Source organism: Sinorhizobium sp. 22678, from assembly GCF_052044265.1.
GTDB classification, from domain to species: domain Bacteria; phylum Pseudomonadota; class Alphaproteobacteria; order Rhizobiales; family Rhizobiaceae; genus Sinorhizobium; species Sinorhizobium meliloti_A.
In genome coordinates, this window is record NZ_JBQEMS010000008.1 from 185,978 (window position 1) to 211,399 (window position 25,422).

Sequence of the window (25,422 nt, forward strand, 5' to 3'; positions counted from 1 at the left end):
GCCGTGAAGGATTGGGTCGTGAAACTTACTGGCTCCATTTAGGGAGCGCCGGCCCGCAAGCCAAGAAAAAACAAAGCACGAAAAATCGGTCAGGAAAGGGCAGCGTTCCAGCCATCGAGCAATTTGACCTGCTCGACGCCGGCAAAGCGGGCGATGCGGTCGAGTTCGGCCATAAGCTTTTCCATCCGGCCCGAAGAGGGTTTGACGCCGTGCTCCAGCCAGAGGCGCCGAACGTCGAGGCTTCCGCGCTTGCGATCGGCCTTCATGTCGATGCGGCCGATCAGCCGGTCGCCTTCGAGCAGGGGGAAGACATAATAGCCATATTCCCGCTTCGGCTCCGGTACGAAAACCTCGATACGGTAGAAGAAATCGAAAAGCCGTTCGGCCCGGTTCCGGTCGCGCAGCAGCGGGTCGAAGGGGCTCAGCACTCGGACGCGGGCGGGCGGGTCGGGAATGTCGCCGAGCCCGGCGGGAAAGCCGGCGAAGGCAAAAGACGGGCGCGGCTTGCCGCCATTGGCAGATTCGATGACGATCTCGCACAGTTCGTCGCGATGGGCAGCGACCCAGTCCTTCGCCTCGTCCGGCGATACGAGATCCCAGAAGGCGGCGATCTCGCCGTGGGTGGCGAAGCCCAGCCGCTCGAGCGCGCTGCGGCAGGCCCAGTCGATGAACTCCTCATGCGCGACCTCGCCGTCGTAATGGCGAGCCGGAATGACGCGTTCCGTCAAATCATAGACCTTCTGGAAATTTTCGCGCCGGGCGATCGCAAGCTTGCCCTGACGCCAGAGCACCTCGAGAGCCGTCTTCGACGGGTGCCAGTTCCACCAGCCGCCGGACTCGTGGCCGTCCTCCTTAAGGTGGCGCGCCATGACGGCGCCATTGTTCGCTATCCTCGCATAGGTCTCCTCGCAGCCCGCGTCGAAGTCTTCTCCGCGCCATTTGCGCCAGCGCTCGCGGAGCGTTTCGCTCTCCCATTTGAAGCGATGCTTCCAGTAGACGAAGAAGGTGCTCGGTATGATCGATGCGTCGTGGGTCCAATGTTCGAAGAGCTCGCCGTCCTTTTCGAGAAGCTCGGCCAGATGCTCGCGGCGATAGGTCTGATTGCGGGAAAAGAGAATCTGATGATGGGCCCGCTCGACGGTCGCTATGCTGTCGACCTGCACGAAACCCATGTCGTGAATCAATTGCAGCAAGCCGTCCTTGCCGAGCGCGCGATGCGGCGCGGCCGAGAGCCCCTGCTTGGCGAGAAAGATGCGCCGGGCATCGCGATTGGAAAGGCGAATCGTCATGAGCAAAGAGTAGGCTTTTATTCCCAAGTTTCAAACGTGAGTCGGCAACAGACGTGTTGTCCACACTACATTGCCCTTTACGATCGACTTGTCCTATAGAGCGATCACGCAAAACATCGCGAGGACCGACGCTTGGAAATCCGCTTTACCGATTGCTCGGTCAGCTTCGGCGAACGGGTCGCGCTTCAACCTCTGAGCCTTGCCCTCGATGAGCGGCGGGTCGGCGTCATCGGTCTCAATGGCTCCGGAAAGACCACATTCGCACGGCTGATCAACGGGCTCGTCAAGCCGACGACCGGACGGGTCAAGGTCAACGGCCTCGACACGGTCGAGGACGACAGGGCAGTGCTCGCCGAAGCCGGTTTCATCTTTCAAAATCCGCAGCACCAGCTGATCATGCCGATCGTCACCGACGATATCGCCTTCGGGCTCAAGAACCGGGGGCTGCCTGCGCATGAGATCGCGTCGCGGACCGAGGCAGTCCTTGTACGCTTCGGCGTCAGCCACCTCGCACGAAGGCGGGTGCACGAGCTTTCCGGAGGCGAAACGCAACTCGTCGCCATGGCGAGCGTCATCGTCACCGGGCCGAAAATTCTGATCCTCGACGAGCCGACCAATCAGCTCGACCTCAGAAATCGCCGGATGGTCGCCGAGACGATCGACACGCTCGACGAAGACACGATCGTCATCACCCATGATCTGGCGCTGGCCGAGAGCGCCGAACGGGTCCTGCTCTTTCACGAGGGCCGCCTTGTTGCCGACGGTGGGCCGGCCGAAACAATCCGGCGCTACCACGAGGTCGCCGGATGCTGACGAGCCTCTATGTCGAGGGAGGAAGCTGGTTCAACCGCGTGCCGGTGCGCGCCAAGCTTGTCGCGCTCGCCGTCTTGAGCATCGCGCTCTTCGCGACGGACTCAGCCTTCCTGCTGCTGCCTGCCTTTCTCCTCAGCGGTTGGCTCTACCTCTCGCTCGGGCTGAAACCGCGCGAAGCGCTGTCGCGCCTCGGTTTCGTTTTCTTCACCATTCTGATCCTTGCCGCGGTCAATCTGTTCCTCGTTCCCGTGCCGCAGGTCGCGGCGCTCGTCTTGCGGCTGATGGCGCTCGTCCTCTTTGCAGCCGCGGTCACGGCGACCACGACGATCGGCGCTTTCATGGACGAGGTAACGATCCTCCTGAAGCCGCTGGAGCGCCTCGGTCTCTTGAGGGCGGCAGATGTCGGTCTGGCGCTTGGCCTCGTGCTGCGGTTCGTGCCCGACATCTTCGCCCGGTATCAGGCACTCGCCGAAGCGCATCGGGCACGCGGACTGCCGATCCGGCCGTTGACCATCATCGGCCCGCTGATCATCCTGACGCTGAAAGATGCGGACACGATCGCGGCGGCCATTGACGCGAGGGGATTTCGCCGTCAATAAATTCGCGTTTTCTAATAAAAGGTAGGGCTATATGAACACCAGAGACCTCGTCCTCGTTGCGCTTTTCACTGCCATCATCGTTGTGCTCGGCCTCGTACCGCCGATCACGCTCGGCTTCATTCCCGTTCCGATCACGGCGCAGTCGATGGGCGTGATGCTCGCCGGCTGCATCATCGGCGCGAAGCGCGGCGCCCTCGCCTTCCTCCTGCTCATCCTGCTCGTCACGATCGGACTGCCGGTACTTTCCGGCGGCCGCGGCGGACTCGCCGTCCTGGCCGGCCCCTCGGGCGGGTTCATCTTCGGCTGGGCAGTTGCCGCCTTCGTTACCGGCCTGATCGCCGAGCGCTTCGTCCAGTCCACGAATTCGGAAGCGCGCCAGTTTGTCGGTTTCTTCCTCGCCTCGGTCCTTGGCGGCATCGTCGTGCTCTATGGGATCGGGGTTCCGTGGCTCTCTGCCGTCACCGGCACGCCTCTGATGGCCGCCGCAACCGGTTCGCTCGTCTTCGTTCCGGGCGACCTGTTGAAGGCCGCGATCGCGACGCTCGCCGCCCGGGCCGTCTACGCCGGCTATCCGCTGCTGCCGGCGCGCGTCTGACGCAGTGCCGCTCTCCGAGGCAGTCGCGATCCATGCGAGCGAACGCCCGTTTTCCCCGGCCTTCCGCATGGAAGGCCGGGTTTTCACCTTTGGCGACCTTGCCGCGGAGGCCGGACGCATCCTCTCGGCCATCCACCGCTCGGGTGCACAGGCGACAGAAGAAAGCATACTTTCCGGGCGCGTGCGGCTGGTCGCGCTCGAAACGGGAAATCACCCGCTTTTTCCCGCCGCTTTCATTGCCGCGACCGCGGCCGGCCATTGCGCCGCCCTGATCGACCCGCATCTGCCCGAGATCGCGCGCCAACGGATGAAAGAGCGCCTGCGGCCGGAGATCGTCATCCGCGCCGAACGCGATCTCTTGCGCATCGACGTGCCGTCGGCAGGACAAAGCCGTCTGCTGCAAGGCGCCTCCGATGCTCCGCCCGCAATCCCCGCCGGCTGCGGCGGTGATCCCTTTCTCGTGGTCTTCACGTCGGGCACGACCGGCGATCCGAAGGCGATCATCCGCGACCGCCGGTCCTGGCGGGTGAGCCTTGAGACCGGGCAGAGCTTTTTCGGGCTCGGGCCGGAGACGACGACTTACGCGCCGGGACCGTTGGCGCACGGCCTGACGCTTTACGCGCTCGCGGAAACCCTGACGGCCGGAGCCGAATTCGTGGGCGCTCGGCACTTCGAGGCGGATCAGGCTTTGGCCACGATTGCCGCCACCGGGGCGAAACGGCTGGTGCTGGTGCCGACGATGCTGCGGCGGCTCTGCGAGCGCGCGGCCGGTTCGCCGTTGACATCGGTCAGACGGATCACCGTCGCCGGAGCCAAGCTCACGCCGGCGGATCGGGAAGCGGCGACACGCGCTTTTCCGAAGGCTCAGGTCACGGAATATTACGGCGCCTCGGAACTCGGCTTCATCAGCGTTTCCCGGCCGACGGACAGACACACGCCGACCGCAATCGGACAGGCCTTTCCCGGGGTTCGCCTGCAGATCCGGGACGAGAAAGGTGAGCGCCTTCCCGCAGGAGAAACGGGCACGATCTTCGTCGAAAGCGAGCTCATATCCGACGGTTACATCGCGGGCGGCGACGGAGCGGGATTCCGCCGGCAAGGAAAGCTCGCGACGGTCGGTGACCTCGGTTTCCTTGACGAGGGCGGCACGCTGCACCTCATCGGCCGGGCGGGCGGGATGGTGGTCTCGGGCGGGAACAACATCTATCCATCGGAGGTGGAGATCGTGATCCAGGGAGCCGGCGGCGTGAACGCGGCCCTTGTCTTCGGTCTCGATCATCCGGATCTCGGCAGCGAGCTTGCGGCGGTGATCGAGCCCCGCGCCGGATTCGACCATGCGGCACTCGAACGTCATCTTGCCGCCGCCCTGCCGCGCTACAAGCGCCCGCGCAGGATATGGCTCTGCCGGAAGATGCCGATGACCGCCTCCGGCAAGGTCGCGGCCGGAGAGCTTCGGCAATGGATCGCGGAGGAGAACAGTGCCCTTGAACGCCTCCTCTGACCCCGATCGCACCCCGGTCGTCATCGCCGCACTGCGAACGCCGGTCGGCCGCGTCAACGGCAGCCTTGCCGCGATCGAGCCTGCAAGCCTTGCCGCCTTGCTGATCGAAAGGATCATTGCGGATACCGGCATCGACCGGGCAGAGATCGACGACGTGATCGTCGGCAATGCCGCCAACAGTGCCGGCAATCTCGCACGTCTCGCCGCGCTGGAGGCAGGATTGCCCGTCGCAATTCCGGGCGTCACCGTCGACCGTCAATGCGGCTCCGGGCTGGAGGCGATCGTCCTTGCTGCTCGGCAGATCCAGGCCGGCGCGGGTCGTTTCTACCTTGCCGGAGGCACCGAGAGCGCCAGTCGCGCGCATATCCGACTTCGGCCCCCGCTCACGCGCGGCGAAGAGCCACAGCCGGTCCAGCGCGCGCGGATGGCGCCCGATTCGATCGGCGATCCGGATATGGGCGTTGCAGCGGAGAACGTCGCCACGGCCTGCGGCATCTCGCGTGAGCGGCAGGACCGGTTTGCGCTCGAAAGCCACCGACGCGCCGTCGCGGCCGAAGCGGCAGGCCGGTTCTCGCGCGAGATCGTGCCCGTGCCGACATCGTCAGGGCCTGTCGCAAGGGATGAGTGCCCTCGCGCAAACGCCTCTGCCGAGACGCTCTCGCGACTGAGGCCGGTTTTCGTTGCTGGCGGGACCGTCACCGCCGGAAATGCATGCCCGGTCAATGACGGCGCGGCGATGGTACTGATGACGAACCTCGCGGAGGCGCGCAGGCGCGGCGTCGCCTTCGGTCTCGTCTTCACCGATGCGGCGACGGCCGGCGTCGAACCGAAGCTGCTCGGCCTCGGCCCCGTCCCCGCCATGGCGAAGCTTCGCGCGCGCAATCCCGCGCTCGATGTGGCCCGGGTCGATTTCATCGAATTCAACGAGGCTTTCGCCTCGCAGGTTCTCGGGAGCCTCGACCAGCTCGATATCGCACCCGAACGCGTCAACAGCGACGGCGGCGCGATCGCGCTCGGCCACCCTTATGGCGCTTCCGGCGCCATTCTCGTCGTCCGGCTGTTCTCGCAGATGTTCGCGGCCTCCTCCCCGGCGGAAGGGCTGGCCATGATGGGCATCGGCGGCGGCATGGGGATCGCCGCCCACTTCAGCAGCTGCAGACCGGATCAGGCGGCATAGCCGGCGAGCCATTCCCGGGTTGGGGCGGGCAGCTGTACCGGTTGATGGCGGGCACGGTCGACGGCCACCCAGACGATCTCGACCTCGGCGGCAAGTTTGTCGCCGGTCTCGACGCGTACGGCAAAACCTATCGAGCTGCCGCCGATCTTCGCGACGGTCACCGTAAAGCGCGCGGGATCGTCGAAGCGCAGACCGCGATGGAAGATGCAGGCGGAGCGGCGGACGAGATAGGCCGGTTCTTCCGCAATTGCCGGCCGGTGACGCCAGAGATTGGCAAGCGCGGCCTCCGCATGCGCATAATAGGCCGCATTGTGCATATGGCCGTGCATGTCTATATCGCGGAACGGAATGCGGACTTCCGTGACATTTTCCCGCTCTGTGCCGTCCATGCGAGGCTCCCCGATGCGCTCCACACTCGTTAGACAGTTTGGCGACCCCGGACAAGTCATCGAGCTCGTGGACGCACCCCGCCCTGCCGCAGGCGCGGGCGAAGTCGAGGTCGAGATATCGCTCGCGGCAATCAATCCTTCGGACCTGGTCCCCGTTACGGGCGCCTACAGCGCGCGCACCGTCCTGCCTTTCGTCCCCGGCTTCGAGGGCGTCGGCATCGTCAGGCGCGTCGGGCCGGACGTGCAAGGCATCAAGGCCGGAGATCGGGTCGTCCCGATCGGCGCGAGCGGGCTTTGGCAGCAATTCCTCCTCCGCCCCGCCGAATGGTGCTTTCGCGTGCCGGACGGGATCGAAGACGCGCAGGCGGCCATGAGCTATGTCAATCCGCTAACGGCGTTGAGGCTTGTCGAAGCGCTGCGGGAGCATTTCGGATCGCTCGAGGGCATGGATGTCGGCGTGACCGCTGCGGGCTCTGCCATCGGCGGCATGCTGATGAAGCTGCTTGCGCTCGAAGGCGCGGTGCCGACGGCCATGCTTCGCAGCGAGAGGAGACGCGGCCGTCTCGGCGAGGCACACCGGATCCTGGTGGCCGACAGGGGCGATCTCCTCATGGACAGCCAATTCGATGCGGTGCTGGATGCCGTCGGCGGCGCGCTGGCGGGCGAGCTGATCGGGCGGTCCATCCGCCCCGGCGGGACCTTCATCCAATATGGAGCGCTCAGCGGCGCACCCGTGCCTCAGACGGCGATCAGCGGCCGGCCCGACATACGTTTCGCCTTTCTTTGGCTGAGAACCTGGGTGCATTCCGCCGGCCGGGAGGCACTCGAAGCCGCTTTCCTGCGCAGCTTCGCCGGGCTGCAGAGCGGCCTCTTTACCAGCCCTGTTGCCGCCACCTACCCCTTGAGCAGGCTTGCCGACGCCCTTGCGCATCAGGCCGACCCGGATCGCGACGGCAAGATCCTGCTCGATCCGCGCTGTTGAAAATCGGCAGTTTCGCGTCGCGCGCCATGGATTTTGACAGGCATGCGCACTAGGTTCGCCGGATGACCACGCATCTCTACGAAAATCCGGTCTTCCTGAAGCACGAGGTCCCGGAAGGGCACCCCGAACGGCCGGATCGGCTGAAGGCCCTGAATCTTGCGTTGGAGCATCCGAATTTCGCGGATCTGGAGCGGGTCGAGGCATCGAAGGGTGACGAAAATCTGGTGTTGCTCGCTCACACGGAAGAGCACCTGCTGCGAATCAAGCGGGACATTCCGGACGAGGACATCAACCAGCTCGAGGCCGATACCTATGCAGGCCCGCAAAGCCTCGAGGCCGCGTTGACCGGCATCGGCGGTGCTGTGGCGGCTGTCGACGCGGTTTTTGCGGGCGAAGCGGACAATGCCTTCGTCGCAGCCCGCCCGCCCGGCCACCATGCCGAGAAGAACAGGGCCATGGGCTTCTGCTTTTTCAACAATGTAGCGATCGCCGCGCGCCACGCGCAGACGGCGCATGGTGCCGAACGCGTTGCCATCGTCGACTGGGACGTCCACCACGGCAACGGCACGCAGGACATTTTCTGGGACGACCCGTCGGTGCTCTTCTGCTCCACGCATCAGATACCGCTCTATCCCGGTACCGGTGCCAAGGACGAGACGGGCGTCAGGAACAATGTCGTCAATGCGCCGATTTCGCCCAATAGCGGCAGCGAGCATTTCCGCGATGCCTTCCGTTCGCGCGTGCTGCCCGCGCTTGAAAATTTCCGGCCCGATTTTCTTCTGATTTCCGCCGGCTTCGACGCCCACCACCGCGATCCATTGGCCCAGATCAATCTGGTCGGCGAAGATTTCGACTGGGCGACGGGTCGTCTCATTGACGTTGCCGGCAGGAGCGCCGGCAACCGCATCGTCAGCCTGCTCGAAGGCGGCTATGACTTGCAAGGCCTGGCCGAGTCGGCCGGTCTGCATATCCTGAGATTGATGAGAGGGTAATTCATGGACAACAATGCGCAACCGGACGTTTCCGCCCTCTCCTTCGAGCAGGCCGTCGAGGAATTGGAACGTATCGTTTCGGCGCTTGAACGCGGCGACGTCGCACTCGACAAATCGATCGAGATCTACGAGCGCGGCGAGGCCCTGAAGAAGCACTGCGAGGCCCTGTTGAAGGCGGCAGAGGACCGTATCGAAAAGATCCGCCTCGACCGCGCCGGCCGGCCGCAGGGAGTCGAGCCGCTCGACGCGGAGTAGTTTTCATTCCAGGCGAGATTCGCCCCTCATCCGGCCTGCCGGCACTCCCAGCAGGCGAGGCGAAGGGACAAGCGGCACGCATCGGTGCAAACCCACCTGCGGGACTCCAAACAGAAACACTCCGTCTCCCGATTGCCGCTACCGAACCGGAAGCACTGACGGTAGTCTTCAGTGAATGCCATCAACCGGAGCGCCTGCCATGTCCTTCTTTCCCGGTCCCGATCCGCTCGCCGGCGACAAGCCCGCCTGCGACGCAATCGAGCATCTGATCATCCCGCGTACCAGCGATATCGGCGGCCTGCAGGTCAGGCGGGCGCTGCCGACGGCAAAGCGCCGGCTCGTCGGTCCTTTCATCTTCTTCGACCGGATGGGCCCGGCGCTGCTGCGTGCCGGCCAGGCGATCGACGTCCGCCCGCATCCGCATATCGGGCTTTCGACCGTCACCTACCTGTTCGACGGCGAGATCAAGCACCGCGACAGCCTCGGCACCGAAATGGTCATTCGCCCCGGCGACGTGAACCTGATGACCGCCGGGCGCGGCATCGTGCATTCGGAGCGCTCGCCGGAAAACCAGCGCGGGCACGAACGCTCTCTTTCAGGACTGCAGACCTGGCTGGCGCTGCCCGACGCCATGGAGGAGATCGATCCGGTCTTCGCGCATACCGAGGAGCGCATGCTGCCGCATCTTGCCGACGGCGGGGTTCGCGCGCGCGTCGTCATCGGTCAGTTCGAAGGGGCGGCTTCGCCCGTCTCCACCTTTACCGATACGATCTATGTCGACCTGATGATCGAGCCCGGCAAGAGCGCGCCTTTCGCGGCCAACTGGGAAGAGCGCGCACTCTACATCCTTGCCGGCGAAGCGATCATCGCCGGCGACCATTTCGACGACAATCAACTCCTCGTCTTTCGTCCCGGCGACGAAATCACCATCACCGCGGGGCCTGCAGGCTGTCACGTGATGCTCTTCGGCGGGGCAGCGCTCGGCTCGCCGCGCCATATCTGGTGGAACTTCGTTTCCTCCTCCAAGGAGCGGATCGACAAGGCAAAGGAAGAATGGCGCACGGGACGCTTCGATATCGTGCCGGGAGACGAGGAAGAGTTCATACCCTTGCCCGCAAGCTGACCTCCGCTAAGCTCGTTTTCAGGCATTGGATCGCGATGCGGCGGAAAACCGCGCAGGTTTTCCTCATCCCGCTCTTGGTTGAAGCCGCAGGAAAGCCTAATTTTGCATTCAACGGCGATTACCTCTAAGAAAGAGCCGTTCCGACGACCCAACAACAATGCGCGCGCCTATCTCCGGCGCGCATGAGGCATGCAGCGTGACACAACTGCCAACCAATCCGATGCCGGCAACTCCCCTGCTCGATAAGGTCGAATATCCCGAGGATCTGAAGAAGATCGACGACAGGGACCTGCCGCAGCTGGCGGCCGAATTGCGTGCCGAGATGGTCGATGCCGTGTCGCGCACCGGTGGACATCTGGGCGCGGGCCTCGGCGTCGTCGAACTGACGATCGCCATCCACAAGATCTTCGACACGCCGCATGACCGCTTGATCTTCGATGTCGGACACCAGTGCTATCCGCACAAGATCCTGACCGGCCGGCGCGATCGCATCCGCACCTTGCGCCAGGAAGACGGGCTCTCGGGCTTCACCCGGCGGGCGGAAAGCGAATACGACCCCTTCGGCGCAGCACACTCCTCCACCTCGATCTCGGCCGGTCTCGGCATGGCTGTCGCCGCCGAACTCGACGGCAAGAGCCGCAATGTGATCGCGGTGATCGGCGACGGCGCCATGTCGGCCGGGATGGCCTTCGAAGCGCTCAACAATGCCGGCGCGCTCGATGCGCGCCTCATCGTCATTCTCAACGACAACGACATGTCGATCGCACCACCGACCGGCGCGATGAGCGCCTATCTGGCGCGGCTCGCCTCCGGGCGGACCTATATGGGCATTCGCGAGGTCGGCAAGAAACTCACCGCCTATCTCGGCAAGACCGTCGACCGGGCGATCACCCGCGCGGTGGAGCATGCCCGGGGCTACGTCACCGGCGGCACGCTCTTCGAGGAGATGGGTTTCTACCATATCGGCCCGATCGACGGACACTCCTTCGACCACCTGCTTCCGGTCCTGCGCAACGTTCGCGACAATGCGAAAGGCCCGGTTCTGATCCATGTCGTCACGCAGAAGGGCAAGGGCTATCCGCCAGCCGAAGCCGCGGCCGACAAGTATCACGGCGTCAACAAATTCGACGTGATTACCGGGGCTCAGGCGAAAGCGAAGCCCAACGCCCCCGCCTATACTTCCGTCTTCGCGGACGCGCTCACCCAGGAGGCGACCCTCGACGACAAGATCGTTGCGATCACTGCCGCCATGCCGTCCGGGACGGGCCTCGACAAGTTCGCCTCGGTGCATCCCTCGCGCTGCTTCGATGTCGGCATAGCCGAGCAGCATGCCGTGACTTTCGCCGCCGGCCTTGCGGCGGAAGGATACAAACCCTTTGCGGCCCTTTATTCCACCTTCCTGCAACGCGCCTATGATCAGGTTGTCCACGACGTGGCCATCCAGGGTCTGCCTGTCCGCTTTCCGATCGACCGCGCCGGTTTCGTCGGCGCCGACGGGCCGACCCATGCCGGCTCCTTCGACACGACCTATCTGGCGACACTGCCGGGCTTCGTCGTCATGGCGGCGGCCGACGAGGCGGAGCTGAAGCATATGGTGCGCACCGCCGCGGCCTACGACGAGGGTCCGATTTCGTTCCGCTATCCGCGCGGCGAAGGCGTTGGCGTCGAGTTGCCGGAACGCGGCGAGATTCTTGCGATCGGCAAGGGCCGGATCGTCAAGCAGGGGAGCAAGGTGGCGCTGCTTTCCTTCGGCACACGGCTCGCCGATTGTCTGCTGGCGGCGGAAGACCTGGATGCCGCCGGCCTCTCGACGACCGTCGCCGACGCCCGCTTCGCCAAGCCGCTCGATCATGATCTGATCCGTCAGCTTGCCCGCCATCACGAGGTTCTGATCACCATCGAGGAAGGGGCGGTCGGCGGCTTCGCAAGCCACGTGCTGCAGTTCCTTGCGGAAGAGGGCCTCCTCGACGGCGGCCTCAAGGTGCGCCCCATGGTCATGCCCGACATTTGGATGGAGCAGGCAAAACCGGAAGCGATGTACGCCCGTGCCGGCCTCGACCGCGCCGGCATCGTATCCACCGTCTTCAAGGCGCTCGGCCAGAAGCGCGGCGTCGGCCTCGGCGCCGCCGGCTGAGCCGTCCAAGAGTTCGCTTGCATTGCGCGGCGGGACGCGCGATGACGACCCATGTCCCAAGATACACAGATGACGATCCGCCTCGATCAATTGCTCCTGAACAGGGGCTTGGTGGCCAGCCGCGCACGCGCACGCGACGCGATCCAGCGGGGAACCGTGAAGGTCGACGGCCGCACCGTGACCAAGCCGGCCTCGACCTTCGCGCAAAGCGTTACGCTCACCATTGACGATCCGGCGCAGGATTATGTTTCGCGTGCGGCACTGAAACTCGTGGCGGCGCTCGATCACTTCGGCCTCGATCCATCGGAGCAGACCTGTCTCGACGTCGGGGCCTCGACCGGCGGCTTTACCGAGGTGCTGCTGAAGCGCGGCGCCGCGCATGTGGTCGCCGTCGATGTCGGCCACGGTCAGATACATCCGCGCGTCGCCGAAGACCCGCGCGTGACGAACATCGAAGGCCTGAATGCCCGGTCCATGACCCGCGGCGACGTCGGTGAACGCGCCATCACTTTCATCGTCTCGGATGTCTCCTTCATCTCGCTGAAGCTGGCGCTGCCGCCGGCCCTCGGCCTGGCGGAACCGGGCGCCTGCTGCATCCTCCTCGTCAAGCCGCAGTTCGAGGCCGGCCGCGATGCGATCAGCAAGGCCGGGCTGCTGAAGGATCCGGAGAGCGCTCCGGCGGTGGCAGCCGAACTCGAGCGGTGGCTTGTCGAAGACATGGGCTGGCGAAGCCTCGGCCTGATCCCCTCGCCCATTGCCGGCGGTGACGGCAACAGCGAATTTCTTCTGGCGGGGCGCAAGCCATGAGCACCAGGATCGTGACCATCGATCGTCTCGGCGCCCAAGGCGACGGCGTCGCTCGGACGGAAGCCGGCCCCGTCTTTGCACCGTTCACGCTCCCCGGCGAGACCGTCTCGCTCGCGGTCAACAAGGCGAACGGCACGCTGATATCGCTGAAGGAGGCTTCCCCGGAGCGGGTCGAGCCGCCATGCCGGCATTTCGGGCCGGACGGTGTCAACGGGACGTGCGGCGGCTGCACGCTGCAGCACGCATCCGACGCGCTCTACCACGCCTTCAAGCGCAATCTCGTCATCGACGCCTTGAGGTCGAAGGGACTGACGCCGGAGGTCGCCCCGCTGATCATCGCGCGGCCCGGCGATCGCCGCCGTGCCGTTTTCACCGCCCGGCGGACGGAAAAGGAACTGCTGCTCGGCTATAACCAGATGCAGAGCCATCATATCGTTTCGATCGGCGAATGTCCGATCACCAGCCCGGGCATCGTCTCGCGGCTGGCGACCATCCGCAAGATCGCCGCGGCCATGGCGTCGAGCGCCGAACCGTTCCGTATCACCGTGCTCGAAACCGATACGGGCCTCGATCTCGCCTTCGAGGGGGTGAAACTCAGCGACCCGCAGCGGCGCTCGACCGTCGATGCCGTTCTTGGCGAGCGAGGCATCGCGCGCGTCAGCTTGAACGGCGAGATCGTCGTCGAGCCGATCAAGCCCGCGATCGATTTCGGCGGTGTGACGGTTTTGCCGCCGCCCGGCGCCTTCACTCAGGCGACACGGCCTGCCGAAGACGCGATGGCGAAGCTGGTGCTGGCTCACGTCGGCAAGGCGAAGCGCGTTGCCGATCTTTTCGCCGGCATCGGCACTTTTGCGCTGAGGATTGCACGAACGGCACGCGTTCACGCGGTCGAAGGCGACGACAGGGCCGTGAAGGCGCTGGATTTCACCGCACGCAACACCCAGGGGCTGAAGCCGGTGACCGCCGAGAAGCGCGATCTTTTCCGCCGGCCGATGATGGCGCAGGAATTGAAGGCCTTCGACGCCGTGGTCTTCGACCCGCCCCGCGCCGGCGCCGAAACGCAATGCCACGAGCTTGCCCGATCCGGCGTGAAGAAGGTCGCCGCCGTCTCCTGTAATCCGGTGAGCCTGGCGAGGGACCTTTCGATACTGACCGCAGCCGGTTATCGCATTACCGGGGTGACGCCGATCGACCAGTTCCTCTGGTCGGCACATGTGGAAACGGTAGCGACGCTCGAAAAATGAAAAAGGCCCGGCGACGAACCGGGCCTTGTTTGTTCAAGCTGTTCCACGGAAACCGCTGCACGTTCCCCGGGATTGCGGTCAGGCCGCGCGGCGGCGGCTCGCGGCCTGGTAAGAGGCCGCTTGCGTCTCGCCCAGTATGAACTGGGAGAGCAGCGCGTTGAGCGCCGCTGCCTCGGATGCGAGACCGTGACTGGCGGCCGTCTGCTGCTCGACCATCGCGGCGTTCTGCTGCGTGCCCTGGTCCATCGTGTTGACGGCCGTGTTGATCTCCTGGAGACCGGTCGACTGCTCGCGCGTCGCCGTCACGATTGCGCTTACATGCTTGTTGATCTCCTGCACCTCGGCGACGATCGCCTGCAGCGCCCGTCCGGTATCGCCGACCAGCGTCACGCCGGAATGCACCTGCTCGCCGGAGGTCGTGATCAGCGCCTTGATTTCCTTGGCGGCATTGGCCGAGCGTTGAGCGAGTTCGCGCACCTCCTGGGCGACGACCGCGAAACCCTTGCCCGCCTCGCCGGCCCGCGCCGCTTCGACGCCGGCATTCAGCGCCAGGAGATTGGTCTGGAAAGCGATGTCGTCGATGACGCCGATAATGTTCGAGATTTCTCCTGATGATTTCTCGATGGCATGCATGGCCTCGACCGCATTCTGCACCACTTCCCCGGACTTCTCCGCACCGGCACGGGTACGGGCGACCAGCGCACCGACTTCCTCGGCCCGGTGGGCGGAATCGCGGACGGTCGTGGTGATCTCCTCGAGCGCAGCGGCCGTTTCTTCGACGGATGCCGCCTGCTGTTCGGTTCGGCGTGCGAGGTCGTCGGCCGCCGAACGGATTTCGCTCGCACCCGCGTCGATCGCGCGGGCATTCGCGCCGACTGCGCAAAGCGCGTCGTGCAGCTTGGCGACCGAGTTGTTGAAGTCTTCGCGGAGGCGATCCAGGCGATCGGCAAAGGGACTGCCGATCCGATAGGCGAGATCGCCGTCGGCCAGCCGTCCGAGACCCGTTGCCAGCGCATCGACCGCATGCTGAACCTCGGCTGCATCGCGGGTCTTCTGCGCCTCGCGCTCGAGGCGCTCGCGCTCCGAAAGCGACCGGTTGGAATCGGCCTCGTCTTCCAGGCGCTTCCGTTCGACCGCATTAGCGCGGAAAACGGCGACGGCCGCCGCCATCGACCCGATCTGGTCGCGCCGCTCCTCACCCGGAATCGTAACGTCGAGACTGCCGGCTGCGAGCTTCTCCATGGCGCCAGTCATGTCGGTTACCGGACGGATGACGAGGCGGCTCAGAAGCGTCGCGAGGAAGGCGATCATGGCGCCGACCGCCAGGATCGTGGCGATCGTCGCGGCGACGCGGAACTGGCTGATCGCCGAATAGGCGACATCCGCATCGAGCGCGAAGCCGACATACCATTCGACCGACGGGAGCCCCTTCACCGGCACGAAGCTCACGAGCATCGGCTTGCCGTCGAGTTCGGTGTGCATGATCCCGGTGCCGATCGCCGGCGTATCCGCCGGGAAGGCGTCGGCGAGCGTCTTCGTCACGAGCTTGGCATTCGGATGAACCAGTATCTGGCCATCCTTGTTGGCAAGGAACGCAAAGCCTTCGCCGCCGACATCGATGCCGTTGACCATGGAAACGAGGGCCTTCAGCGAGAAATCGCTGCCGGTCACACCGTAAAGCTTGCCTTCGTGCTTCACCGGCACAGCGGCGCTGATGATCAGGTCGCCGCTCGACGCGTCGACATAGGGTTCGGTAAGGACGCGTGCATCGGCTTTCACCGCCTGCTGATACCAAGGGCGCTGGCGCGGATCGTAGCCGTCGGGCATTTTCGAATCCGGCCAGATCATGAACCGGCCGCTCTCGTCGCCGACATAGGTGGAGATGAATTCGCCGGTCATCACGTCGTTCTTCAGGACGCCCTGAATGGCCGCTTCGTCAGCCACCCGGCCGGCAGCGTCCGCCGCCATCGCGGTCAGCGTCACACGGCCGTTCAGCCAGTTGGCGACGCTCTGCGCCGCCTGATTTCCGGAGGAAGCGATATCCTCCTCCACTGCTTTCGTGGTCGTGGCGCGCTGGAGGCTGTCGATATAGACGGAAAAGCCTGCAAAGGCGCCGACGACGACGCAGGACGCGGCAACGAGAATGCGCGTCATGAGATTCGATCGTTTGGACAAGGTGGGGCTCCCTGAAAGAGGCGGCAACGCCGCCGGGATGAGCTCGCGATGATCTTCCCGGGCGCGACGGATCGGCCGCTGAGCGACTTGAAGGACGGCGGGAAAACGATGGGACATGCCGCAAAGGCGGTGCCGGCAATGCTTCATGCGGCCGGGGGCCTCGCGTGCCGCACAATTCCTGCGGCGCCGAAGGAGACCTACTGCGGCAGGACGCTAGCGGGAGCTATTTAAGAAGCGATTAAAATTGATGCATGCAAGTCGCGATGGCCGGAAGCGACGTGACGAATTGCCGCCTACCGGCGCATGAAGGCCTCGAACGCCGCGCGCGCCTCGGCGCTTTTCAATTGCGCGGCAAAATGCTTCGCCTCCTCCTCGATCCGGGCAAGCACATGGCTGCGATCGCCGCGAATGAGGTCGCGGGCGATGCGCAGCGCTTCCGGCGGTTTTTTTGCCAGGCGCGCTGCAGTTGATAGCGTTTCATCCTCGACGGCGGTCTCTTCCACGATCTTCCAGATAAGCCCGGCCTCGCGCGCACCGGCCGCGTCGAGCGGCTCGCCGGCAGCAAGCAGGGCAAAGGCGCGCTGATGGCCCATGATGCGCGGAGCGCTCAGGCTCGAGGCCGCTTCCGGAACGAGCGCCAGATCGACGAACGGGGTCTTGAACACCGAGCGGGCCGAGGCGACCGTCAGGTCGCAATGGAGGTGGATCGTCGTGCCGATTCCGATGGCCAGTCCGTCTACGCCGGAAACGATCGGTTTCGTCGCGCCGGCAAGCGCCCGCAGGAAATCCAAAACCTCGTCCCCCATGCTGCCCCCCATGGCGAAGGCGAGGAAGTCGGCCATGTCGTTGCCGGCCGAGAAGCACCCTGCCGTTCCGAGGAATGCCATCGCGCGGATGGCGGGATCCGTTCCGGCAGCGGTCAGCGCCTCCGTCATCCTGGCGTACATCTGGCGCGTGATGGCGTTCTTCTTCTCCGGCCGATTGAACCGGATAAGCTGAACGCCGGGATAGGCTTCCGGCCGTTCGACGAGCACGTGGTCGGTCATGGGTTTCCCTCAGTCGAGTATGGAACGGGCTGCGGCGAGACTTTCCGCCCCGTTGACGACACGGTCCTTGAGCGCGCTCGTCTCCGAGAGCAGATTTTCCGCTGCGAAGCGGCAAAGCGCAACGCGCCGATCCTGCCTCCCGTCACCGGCTTCGGCAAGACCGCCTTTGGCGAGATAGACTCCGGTCAGCACGAGGCCGAACAGGCGCTGATAGGCAGTCGCACCGGCGAGAGCCTCGGCGAGCTTTCCGTCGCGAAGCCTCGAAAGCAGCCAGTCGGTCGCCCCTTCGAGATCCGCAATTGCCGCATCGAGCCGTGCGGCCGTCTCGCCGAAACCTTCCCTGTTCGACGCGGCAGCGGCAGCGGCGACCTCTCGGAGTTCGGCGATGAAGCCGCGCACCTGTGCGCCATCGGAGAGCGTCAGCTTGCGGGTGACGAGGTCGATCGCCTGAATGCCGTTGGTGCCTTCGTAGATCGGCGCGATTCGGGCGTCGCGGAGATAGCGCGCGGCCCCGGTCTCCTCGATGAAGCCCATGCCGCCATGGACCTGAATGCCCATCGAGGCGACGTCGACGCCGGCGTCGGTGGCGAAGGACTTGGCGATCGGCGTCAGCAGGCTCGAACGCTCCTGCCAGTGGCGGGCTCCCTCCCCTTGCGCGGCATGCGCCATGTCGACGGCGTGGGCGCAGGCATAGGCGATGGCGCGCGATCCCTGCGTCAGCGCTTTCATCGTCAGCAGCGTGCGGGCGATATCCGGATGCTCGATGATCGGACTCATGCCGTCGCCGCTCCACCCCGGCGCGCGGCCCTGCGTGCGCTCCTTGGCGTAGGCGATCGCTTTCTGGGTGGCGGCCTCCGCGATGGCGACGCCCTGCATCCCGACCGCGAGCCGCGCATTGTTCATCATCGTGAACATGCAGGCGAGACCGCGGTTTTCATCACCAATCAGATAGCCGATCGCCCCCTTCTCGCGGCCGAATTTCCCGTCGCCGTAGATCATGGTGCAGGTCGGCGATCCGTGGATGCCGAGTTTGTGCTCCAGCGAGTGGCAGAAAACGTCGTTGCGCTCGCCAAGCGTACCGTCCTCGTTGACGAGGAACTTCGGCACGAGAAACAGCGAAATGCCCTTCGTTCCGGATGGCGCATCGGGCAGCCGCGCGAGTACCAGATGGACGATATTGTCGGTGAAATCGTGCTCGCCCCAGGTGATGAAGATCTTCTGCCCCAGGATGCGATAGGTACCGTCGTCGCGGCGCTCCGCGCGGGTCTTCAGCACGCCGAGGTCCGAGCCGGCATGCGGCTCGGTCAGGTTCATGGTCCCCATCCATTCGCCCGAGACCATCTTCGGCAGGAAGGTCGCCTTCAGAGCGTCGGTGCCGTGCTTCTCGAGCGCTTCGATGGCGCCCATGGTAAGCGTCGGCGCAAGGGCGAAGGCCATCGAGCCGCTGTTCCACATTTCCATGGCGGCGACGTGCAACATGTGCGGCAGGTTCTGCCCGCCGAAAGCTTCCGGAGCCGTCAGGCCGTTCCAGCCGCCGGCGATCCAGTTGCGGTAGAGCTCCCGCCAGCCCTCCGGCGTCTTGACGGCGCCATCGACGAGCCGCGATCCCTGCCGGTCGCCCACCTCGCCGAGCGGCGCCACCTCTTCCGAGGCGAAGCGCCCGGCCTCGCCGAGGATCGCGTCCACAAGGTCCTCGCCGAGTTCGCCGAACGTCCCGGCGTCGAGCACCTCGGACAGGCCGGCGACGTGTTTCAGGGTGAATGCGATCTCGTCGACCGGTGCCTTGTACATGGTGCTCCTCCCTGTATCCGCCGCCGTCCGCAGCGGGCGCCTTTTAGATGCGCAGCAGACTAATCATTTTTACGTGAACGTCAACGTCAACTCGCCACGGGCGGCTGGCGTTCCGGCCAGCGAAACTGTAACAAAACTGTCATGGGCCGCGAATAGAAGCCGACTCGACCGCTCCGGGCCGAGGCACTCCGATGAACCTGATTTCACCCGAAATACCGGGCCTCGTCTGGGCCTACCGGTTCGCACCGGGCGAAAGCCGGTGTCAGCGCATAGCTGCCGATTCGCCCGTTGAAAGCCTTAAGGCAGGTGAAGATTGGGTCTGGTTGCACCTCGCGCTCAGCGACGCGCGCACACCGGCGCTGATCGAGCGCATCGGCAATCTTCCGCAGGAGGCAATCGCGACCCTTACGAGCCACGACACGCAGGCGGCGATCACGGTCGCGGATGACGTCGTGCACGGCACGCTGGTCGATTTCGAGCGGACATTCGACGCGGTGACGCAGACGATCGGCTGGCTTCATTTCGCCGTCAGCGACCGGATGATCATCACCACGCGCCTGCATCCGCTAAGGAGCATCGACCGGGTGAAGGCGGCCGTGGAAAAGAGCTCCAAATGCAGCCGCCCGATCGATCTCTTCGAAATGCTCGTCGTCGAGTTCCAGCGCACCCTGATCACGCTGGTGCTCGAATTGACGGAGGAATTGAACATCATCGAGGACCATGTCTATGGCGAGGCGGGACACAGGAAACAGCCGGGGCTGGCGCCCTTGCGACGGACCGTCGTGCGGCTGCACCGGCACTTAAGGACCGTGCTCGCCCTGCTGCGCCGGGCCGGGGCACTGGAAGAGGACGAGGTGCCGCCGGGCTTCATCGACGTGACCGAGAGGCTCTCCGATCGGCTGGAATCCGTCGACCGCGATGTGTTCGCTCTTCAGGAACGCGCACGGCTGCTGCACGAGGAAATCGACAGCAAGATTTCCTCGGAAACGAACCGCCATCTCTATATCCTCTCGCTGATGACAGCCTTCCTTCTGCCGCCGACGCTGGTGACCGGCTTTTTCGGCATGAACACGGGGGCGCTACCCTTCTCCGAGGGCAGCGGCACCGTTTTTGCGGGAATGTTCATTGCCTCGTCGATGGGCGTTGCCTGGCTCGTGCTCAAGCGCATCGGCATTATTTGAGCGAAGCGGACCGATCAGCTATAGGGAGAATAGCACTGCCGGCGGGGCCCGTTATAGGGCTGATAGCTGTTGTCGTAAGCCCTGTAAGAGCGGTAGCGATCATAGCACCATTGGATATGCCGGCTGCCGTAGCGCACCGGCGGGCGAACGGCGGGACGGCGCTCGATCACGATGCCGGGTCGGAAGGCAGCCCCCGGGTACCACCAACCGCGGTAATAGCGATAGCCGGGTCGCTGATAGCGGTACCCACGATAGCCGTTATAGTAATAGAAGTCGCCATACCGATAATAACCGCGCCGCGGCGCGTACTGAACGTCCGTGACGGCGCTCTCGACGGCAACCCGCGGGGGCAGAGGCGTGAAAGCCTGAGACGGCACCGCCGATGCCGCCAGCGTCATCGCTGCAAGCGCGCCCGAAAGCCATTTCAGTGACATCATTTCCTCCTGCCTTCGATTTCATGTACAACCGGCCCTTGCAAGGGCGACATACCAAGACTAGGGCAGAAGTCGCCGGAAGCAACCATCGCGCGCGGATGCAGCAAAGGAAAAATCTCGCCGTCGATACAATCCTGGGCGGAATCGGACCGTCGACTTTGCCTCTTGAGGTCGGTGTACAGAAGCGTCCGCCTCGCGCAGATTGAGGCCGGGGCTGAGATTTACGACCTCTTAACTCTAAGTCGGCAATCTCAGAGAATGGAAAAGCGGGGAATCTCGATCATAGGGATGATCTTGCGCCTGGCGGTCCTCATGGGCCTGACCTTCGCGGCGGCGAACGCACGCGCGAGCGAAGTGGAGCCGTGGAAAGAGCGGCGGAACGCCCTCATCGTCGACGCTTACGAGCTGAACAGCATCGACTGGGAAGCCATGCTGAAGGACAAGCGGATAGCGGGCTTCATCGCGAAGGCTTCCGACGGCCTGCCGGAAAGCTACACCTGTACCGGTGACCACGGCGGCGATACGGTTGCACACTGCAAGACGATGTGGCGCAAATATGCGGTCAGCCGGGAACTCTATCAGACGCGCCGGATGATCGCGCGCTCGCATGGCCTGCTCTGGGGCGCCTATCATCTGGCAAGGCCCGGCAACCCCGTCGATCAGGCGAACCACTTCATCGACTATGCCGATCCGCGCGACGACGAGCTGATGGTGCTCGATATCGAAGGGATCGATCCGGAAAAATACATGTCGCTCGAAGACGCAGCAATCTTCGCGGGCCATGTGAAGGCCCGGACGGGGCGCTATCCCGTCCTCTATACCAACCACGCAACCGCGAAACACATTGCCGCCAACCGAATCAAGCATCGGCTTCTAGCGCGTCTTCCGCTCTGGTATGCGCGCTATAAGCCCGATATCCGCAAAGTCTTTCCGATGGGAAACTGGGACCGCTACGCGCTCTGGCAATTCTCGTCGGCGCATAATTGCGGAAAGAAGCGTTGCCCCTATCGGGTGCCCGGCACCCTCGACGATATAGACGTGAATGTCGCAGCGATGAGTGCATCGGCACTGAAGAGAGTCTGGCCCCATGGCGCGCTTCTTCCGGAGAAGCCGCCGGTGCTCACCGTTATCGCCTCGGCCACCGTCGGCACGATCCCGGCGTTGAATGCGAGTGCAACGGCCGCTCTTTCGCGGCCGCTGGTGATAAGCCGCGCCGAGGCGGAGAGCGGATCAGGGGCGGGCGCCGACGAGACGGTTACCGGCTCCATCGCCGTCAGGGCCGCCGAGGCACGCCTGCCCTACCAATCCGAGCGGCGGTAACTCAGGCCTCGATCTGGACGTCGCTTGTCGGCCGCGAACAGCAGGCGAGGATGTAGCCCTCCTCGATCTCATCGTCGAGAATGCCGCCATTGTGGTTCATCTCGACATCGCCGGCGATCTTCATCACCCGGCACGTTCCGCAGATGCCGCCCTCGCAGGCGGCCCCGATCCTGACGCCGTTGGCCCGGGCCGTCTGCAGAATCGTCTGGCCGGGAACGGCGGTCGCCTCCTTGCCGCTCATGGTAAAGGTCACCCGCGCCGCACCGGCCCCAGCATCGGCCGCCGGCCCCGCCCGAATTGCAAGCTCCTCGGCCGCCGGCGCCGCGGCGGGCTGGAAGCTCTCCTGGTGATAGCCGGCCATGTCGAAGCCCGCCGATTCCAGCATTGCCCGAACATTGCCCATGAACGGCTCGGGCCCGCAGCAGAAAACGGTTCTTTCCACGAAATCCGGTGCGAGCATCGGCAGCTTCGCCGCGTCGATGCGCCCGCGCAGACCATGCCAGCCATGCCGCGCCTCATGCCCCTCCACGAGGAAGCCGAGATTGAGCCGCGGCATTTGACGCGCGAGAACTTCGAGCTCCGTTCTGAAGAGGAGATCGTCGGGGCGGCGGGCGCAGGAAATGAAGGTGACATCCGTTTCCGGCGCGCAATCGGCCATCCAGCGCGTCATCGACATCATCGGCGTGACACCCGACCCCGCCGAAATGAAGAGATACTTTTCACCGGGATGACGGACGAAGCTGAAATCGCCGAGCGGCCCGAACGCCTTGAGCATCATGCCCGGCTTCAGATTGTCGAACATCCAGCGGGTGCCGATGCTTCCCGGCTGCGCCTTGACCGTGACCGCGACCGAAAGCGGGCGCGAGGGCGAGGACGACAGCGTATAGGTGCGCATCACCGGCTCGGCCGAGACGGGCAGTTCGAGCGTCACGAACTGCCCGGGCAGGTAGCGGAACCAGGCCGGCTTGTCGGATCGGAAGGTGAAAGTCATCACGTCGGCGGCTTCGGCTACGGCCGACGTGCACTCCAGCATGTGCTGACGGTCTCTCCAGGGATCGAGCTCGTCGAAATGGTGAAAGGAGCGAGGCATTTCCATGGTCATGCCACCCGCGAGAGCTGCGTGGCCCCGCCCTGAAGGCGGTCCAGCATGAAGCTCGAATACCACTCGACGAACTGCATGACGCCGCCCTCGTGTTCGGCCGAATATGGACCCGGCTCATAGGCCGGCGAGCGGATCCCGAACGCGTTTTCCTCGACGATCTGCCGGTCCTGGTCGTTGGTCTCCGTCCAGACGTGCGTCAGCTCGTCTATCGTATAGTCGACGCCCTCCACCGCATCCTTGTTGACCAGCCATTTGGTCGTAACCTGTGTCAGTTCCGGCCCGAGCGGCAGAACGCGGAAGGTGATCGCATGATCGCCCAGAATGTGGTTCCAGGTCGTCGGATAATGGAAGAGGAGCAGCGTGCCGATGCCATCGGCGTCAAGCCCGGCGGAGAGCTGCCTGCGCACGGCCTTCTGTCCGGACATCGTATAGCTCTCGGCGCCGTTGATCAGCGGCATTCTCGTCATGCGGAACTGGCCGGTGGGCGCGATCCTGAAAGCGCTCGGAAGGCCCGCCGCCTCGCATTTCTGCCAATGGGCGCCGATTTCCGGGTCGTTCATCGCCCCCTGGACACCGGTGACGGTCGGCGCTTCGGGATAGGTACGGCAGAGTTCCGGATGATTGGCGGCGCAGTGGTAGCACTCGCGATTGTTCTCCCAGACCAGCTTCCAATTGCCCTTCTCGACGATCGTGCTCTCGAAGGCGACCTTCGTTTCCCCGAGGCGGTGCGGCGCGAGATAGGCCGCGACCGTCTCGCGGAACGGCCGGAAGTCCATCGGTTGTTCGGCAAGGCTGATGAAGATGTAACCGCCGACGGTTTCGCAGTGGATCGGCTTAAGACTGTGTTCGGCCGGGTCGAAGCCCTCGGGCATCTGCCGCGCGAAGAGCAGGCGGCCGTCGAGCTCGTAGGTCCACTGGTGGTAGGGACAGACGAGTTTGGCGGATGAGCCTTTGTGCTGCGTGCAGACGCGCGAGCCGCGATGGCGGCACGAATTGTGCAGTGCCCGCACCGCGCCCTGTCTGTCTCGAACGATAACGACCGGGTAATCGCCGACCTGCACCGTGAAATAGTTCCCCGGCCGCGGGACTTCACAATCATGGCCGATGAACAGCCAATCCTTGTACCAGATCTGCTCCAGGTCCTGGCGATAATAATCAGGATCGACGTAGAAGGCGCGGTCGAGGCTGTAGCCATCGCGACGGGTCTTCAGCTTGCGCAGCATTTCGGTCTGAATTTCCATGCCCTTATCCTCGTTTTCCGCCGTTTCGGAGAGGCAGGACTGGAACCCGCGCCGGCCGCATGGACCCGCAACGCAATTGGCTCCGATCCGGCTGCCCGCCGCAACCAGCTACGGTCTGTTTCTGCTTCAAGGCTGGTTTCCGGGCTCTGGAGCTGTCCGCAAGGGACCTGCCCGGCGCCTTCCCGGACGCTGTGTCCAGTGGCCTTCTGCCGTGGCTGTTCGCTCCACCACCGTTGCGGGGGCAGCGCCGGGATTTGACCGGCTTCCCAATTCTCCGCCTTCCCTTCGAGGCAGCACCTTGAGTGTCCTCATCTAAGCCTCAGGGCCGGTCCGGCAACTGCCAATAGACGACATCCGCTTCCAGAAAGACGACAGCCATTCGCGGCGCAATCGGCACGATTGGCAGACGGATATTATCCATAACAAACAAGGAAGTAGGTGAATCTCCGCGCAGCCGGCGGATTTTTCGGCAGCGCCGTTCATGGCGCGAAGGCGGCTGGCCATTTTACGACACGGCCCACCGACACAAGGTCTGATCGATGCTCGCACGGCCGCAAACGAACCAATTCGTTAACTGTGATGATTTACGTTCGCTACCATCAACCCGCTTTCGGACAGGACGGCGCGACGACGCCCATGGCAAAACTCCGATATTACGACGCTGCCGACAAGGCGGCCGCACCGGCGAAAGCCAAGGCTCACACCGAGTTCCTGCGGACCGGCCGGATCGATAGACGCCGGTGGATGGCGAACGAGCGGCAGTATCTGAGTTATGCCGAGGTTGCGCAGCAGACGGCGCGGAAGCTGACGACGGCGGGCGAGACGACCCACAGCCGAATCAACGGGTTTCATGCCTCGATGCAGTTCCCGAAGATGGTCTACCATCGCACGCTCGCCAACAGTCCGCATCTCGGCTACTGCCACGTGACCGCCGCGAAAACCTGCCTCGCAAAGGGACATGAGATCACCTGGTCCTTTTATCTCGCGAACTTCTTCTGCGACCTCGGGAACGAGACCCATTTCTTCGACCGTATCCAGCCGGGCTATTCGCGCATGTATTTCGCCGTCGCGATCGAGCCCGATGCCGGCGAAGGACGGATCGTCGTCAACCGCAACGTGCGCGGCAACGGCCTGATTTTCCGGACGCAGGATCCGAAGGTGGCGCTGAAGAACGTGCTGATACTCGGCGCACGCGACGAAGCCTTGCGGCGGATCATTCGCAGCCTTTGACC

General features: G+C 64.4%; 23 protein-coding genes and 1 riboswitch. Of the genes, 15 read left to right on the plus strand and 8 right to left on the minus strand.

The window, feature by feature from the left end; translation table 11 throughout:
- Window positions 1-89: 89 nt before the first annotated feature.
- Entirely contained in the window at window positions 90-1,289 is a 1,200-nt protein-coding gene (locus ACTJKL_RS14545; RefSeq protein ID WP_100669177.1) for a winged helix-turn-helix domain-containing protein, read from the minus strand.
- Between the two features lie 132 nt (window positions 1,290-1,421).
- Here ACTJKL_RS14545 and ACTJKL_RS14550 point away from each other — a divergent pair, with 132 nt between their 5' ends.
- From ACTJKL_RS14550 to ACTJKL_RS14570, 5 genes are read left to right on the plus strand one after another with little or no spacing between them, the layout of a single operon-like run.
- Window positions 1,422-2,102: an energy-coupling factor ABC transporter ATP-binding protein gene (locus ACTJKL_RS14550; protein ID WP_100669179.1), complete on the plus strand. Its 681-nt coding sequence runs from the start codon at window positions 1,422-1,424 to the stop codon at window positions 2,100-2,102.
- The gene (locus ACTJKL_RS14555) at window positions 2,096-2,701 is read left to right on the plus strand and encodes a CbiQ family ECF transporter T component (RefSeq protein WP_440853162.1); all 606 of its coding nucleotides are present in this window, start codon (window positions 2,096-2,098) and stop codon (window positions 2,699-2,701) included. The genes ACTJKL_RS14550 and ACTJKL_RS14555 overlap by 7 nt, the downstream gene beginning before the upstream one ends.
- Window positions 2,702-2,732: 31 nt before the next feature.
- Window positions 2,733-3,296, plus strand: a complete 564-nt coding sequence (locus ACTJKL_RS14560) for a biotin transporter BioY (RefSeq protein ID WP_338278475.1) — start codon at window positions 2,733-2,735, stop codon at window positions 3,294-3,296.
- 4 nt (window positions 3,297-3,300) lie between these two features.
- A complete protein-coding gene (locus tag ACTJKL_RS14565) occupies window positions 3,301-4,797 on the plus strand; it encodes a class I adenylate-forming enzyme family protein (RefSeq protein WP_338278473.1) in 1,497 nt (498 codons plus the stop codon).
- Complete coding sequence (locus tag ACTJKL_RS14570; protein ID WP_440853163.1) at window positions 4,781-5,974, plus strand: thiolase family protein; 1,194 nt, start codon at window positions 4,781-4,783, stop codon at window positions 5,972-5,974. Before ACTJKL_RS14565 ends, ACTJKL_RS14570 begins: the two co-directional genes overlap by 17 nt.
- Here ACTJKL_RS14570 and ACTJKL_RS14575 read toward each other — a convergent pair.
- Entirely contained in the window at window positions 5,962-6,363 is a 402-nt protein-coding gene (locus tag ACTJKL_RS14575; protein ID WP_018094428.1) for an acyl-CoA thioesterase, read from the minus strand. The genes ACTJKL_RS14570 and ACTJKL_RS14575 overlap by 13 nt on opposite strands.
- Before the next feature lie 13 nt (window positions 6,364-6,376).
- Between ACTJKL_RS14575 and ACTJKL_RS14580 the strand changes: the two genes are divergently transcribed.
- The 7 genes from ACTJKL_RS14580 to ACTJKL_RS14610 all read left to right on the plus strand — a co-directional run bounded on the left by ACTJKL_RS14580 (window position 6,377) and on the right by ACTJKL_RS14610 (window position 13,900).
- Entirely contained in the window at window positions 6,377-7,345 is a 969-nt protein-coding gene (locus tag ACTJKL_RS14580) for a zinc-dependent alcohol dehydrogenase family protein (RefSeq protein ID WP_440853164.1), read from the plus strand.
- A gap of 62 nt (window positions 7,346-7,407) precedes the next feature.
- On the plus strand, window positions 7,408-8,337 hold the full coding sequence (locus tag ACTJKL_RS14585) for a histone deacetylase family protein (protein ID WP_018094426.1): 930 nt from the start codon (window positions 7,408-7,410) through the stop codon (window positions 8,335-8,337).
- Window positions 8,338-8,340: 3 nt separating this feature from the next.
- Window positions 8,341-8,592, plus strand: coding sequence for an exodeoxyribonuclease VII small subunit (locus ACTJKL_RS14590; protein ID WP_275596642.1), 252 nt, complete (start codon window positions 8,341-8,343; stop codon window positions 8,590-8,592).
- Window positions 8,593-8,791: 199 nt separating this feature from the next.
- The gene (locus tag ACTJKL_RS14595) at window positions 8,792-9,715 is read left to right on the plus strand and encodes a pirin family protein (protein ID WP_100669193.1); all 924 of its coding nucleotides are present in this window, start codon (window positions 8,792-8,794) and stop codon (window positions 9,713-9,715) included.
- Between the two features lie 220 nt (window positions 9,716-9,935).
- Window positions 9,936-11,849 (plus strand): 1-deoxy-D-xylulose-5-phosphate synthase, encoded by a 1,914-nt coding sequence (dxs, locus tag ACTJKL_RS14600; protein WP_440853200.1) that lies wholly within the window; start codon window positions 9,936-9,938, stop codon window positions 11,847-11,849.
- Between the two features lie 51 nt (window positions 11,850-11,900).
- Window positions 11,901-12,656 carry a TlyA family RNA methyltransferase gene (locus tag ACTJKL_RS14605; RefSeq protein WP_018094423.1) on the plus strand — a complete coding sequence of 252 codons (756 nt, stop codon included), beginning with the start codon at window positions 11,901-11,903 and terminating at the stop codon, window positions 12,654-12,656.
- Entirely contained in the window at window positions 12,653-13,900 is a 1,248-nt protein-coding gene (locus ACTJKL_RS14610) for a class I SAM-dependent RNA methyltransferase (RefSeq protein ID WP_440853165.1), read from the plus strand. Before ACTJKL_RS14605 ends, ACTJKL_RS14610 begins: the two co-directional genes overlap by 4 nt.
- A gap of 78 nt (window positions 13,901-13,978) precedes the next feature.
- Here the strand turns inward: ACTJKL_RS14610 and mcpU are convergent, their stop codons facing one another.
- The 3 genes from mcpU to ACTJKL_RS14625 all read right to left on the minus strand — a co-directional run bounded on the left by mcpU (window position 13,979) and on the right by ACTJKL_RS14625 (window position 18,912).
- Window positions 13,979-16,075, minus strand: a complete 2,097-nt coding sequence (mcpU, locus tag ACTJKL_RS14615; protein WP_440853166.1) for a methyl-accepting chemotaxis protein McpU — start codon at window positions 16,073-16,075, stop codon at window positions 13,979-13,981.
- 293 nt (window positions 16,076-16,368) lie between these two features.
- On the minus strand, window positions 16,369-17,121 hold the full coding sequence (locus ACTJKL_RS14620) for a crotonase/enoyl-CoA hydratase family protein (RefSeq protein ID WP_440853167.1): 753 nt from the start codon (window positions 17,119-17,121) through the stop codon (window positions 16,369-16,371).
- Between the two features lie 9 nt (window positions 17,122-17,130).
- Complete coding sequence (locus tag ACTJKL_RS14625; protein ID WP_411921966.1) at window positions 17,131-18,912, minus strand: acyl-CoA dehydrogenase family protein; 1,782 nt, start codon at window positions 18,910-18,912, stop codon at window positions 17,131-17,133.
- A gap of 191 nt (window positions 18,913-19,103) precedes the next feature.
- On the opposite strand from ACTJKL_RS14625, the gene ACTJKL_RS14630 reads away from it, so the two are divergent.
- Complete coding sequence (locus tag ACTJKL_RS14630; RefSeq protein ID WP_275596646.1) at window positions 19,104-20,093, plus strand: transporter; 990 nt, start codon at window positions 19,104-19,106, stop codon at window positions 20,091-20,093.
- A 14-nt stretch (window positions 20,094-20,107) separates the two neighbouring features.
- On the opposite strand, the gene ACTJKL_RS14635 is transcribed toward ACTJKL_RS14630, so the two are convergent.
- Window positions 20,108-20,527 (minus strand): BA14K family protein, encoded by a 420-nt coding sequence (locus tag ACTJKL_RS14635; RefSeq protein ID WP_275596647.1) that lies wholly within the window; start codon window positions 20,525-20,527, stop codon window positions 20,108-20,110.
- A gap of 258 nt (window positions 20,528-20,785) precedes the next feature.
- Here ACTJKL_RS14635 and ACTJKL_RS14640 point away from each other — a divergent pair, with 258 nt between their 5' ends.
- A complete protein-coding gene (locus ACTJKL_RS14640; protein WP_440853168.1) occupies window positions 20,786-21,847 on the plus strand; it encodes a glycoside hydrolase family 25 protein in 1,062 nt (353 codons plus the stop codon).
- Between the two features lies 1 nt (window position 21,848).
- Here ACTJKL_RS14640 and ACTJKL_RS14645 read toward each other — a convergent pair whose 3' ends face one another.
- Together ACTJKL_RS14645 and ACTJKL_RS14650 are read right to left on the minus strand one after the other, a co-directional pair.
- Entirely contained in the window at window positions 21,849-22,949 is a 1,101-nt protein-coding gene (locus ACTJKL_RS14645; RefSeq protein ID WP_198516563.1) for an FAD-binding oxidoreductase, read from the minus strand.
- Entirely contained in the window at window positions 22,946-24,190 is a 1,245-nt protein-coding gene (locus tag ACTJKL_RS14650; protein WP_440853169.1) for an aromatic ring-hydroxylating oxygenase subunit alpha, read from the minus strand. The genes ACTJKL_RS14645 and ACTJKL_RS14650 overlap by 4 nt, the downstream gene beginning before the upstream one ends.
- Before the next feature lie 113 nt (window positions 24,191-24,303).
- Window positions 24,304-24,506: riboswitch (cobalamin riboswitch) on the minus strand.
- Between the two features lie 320 nt (window positions 24,507-24,826).
- Between ACTJKL_RS14650 and ACTJKL_RS14655 the strand changes: the two genes are divergently transcribed.
- Window positions 24,827-25,420 (plus strand): DUF6656 family protein, encoded by a 594-nt coding sequence (locus ACTJKL_RS14655; RefSeq protein WP_440853170.1) that lies wholly within the window; start codon window positions 24,827-24,829, stop codon window positions 25,418-25,420.
- Window positions 25,421-25,422: the final 2 nt, after the last annotated feature.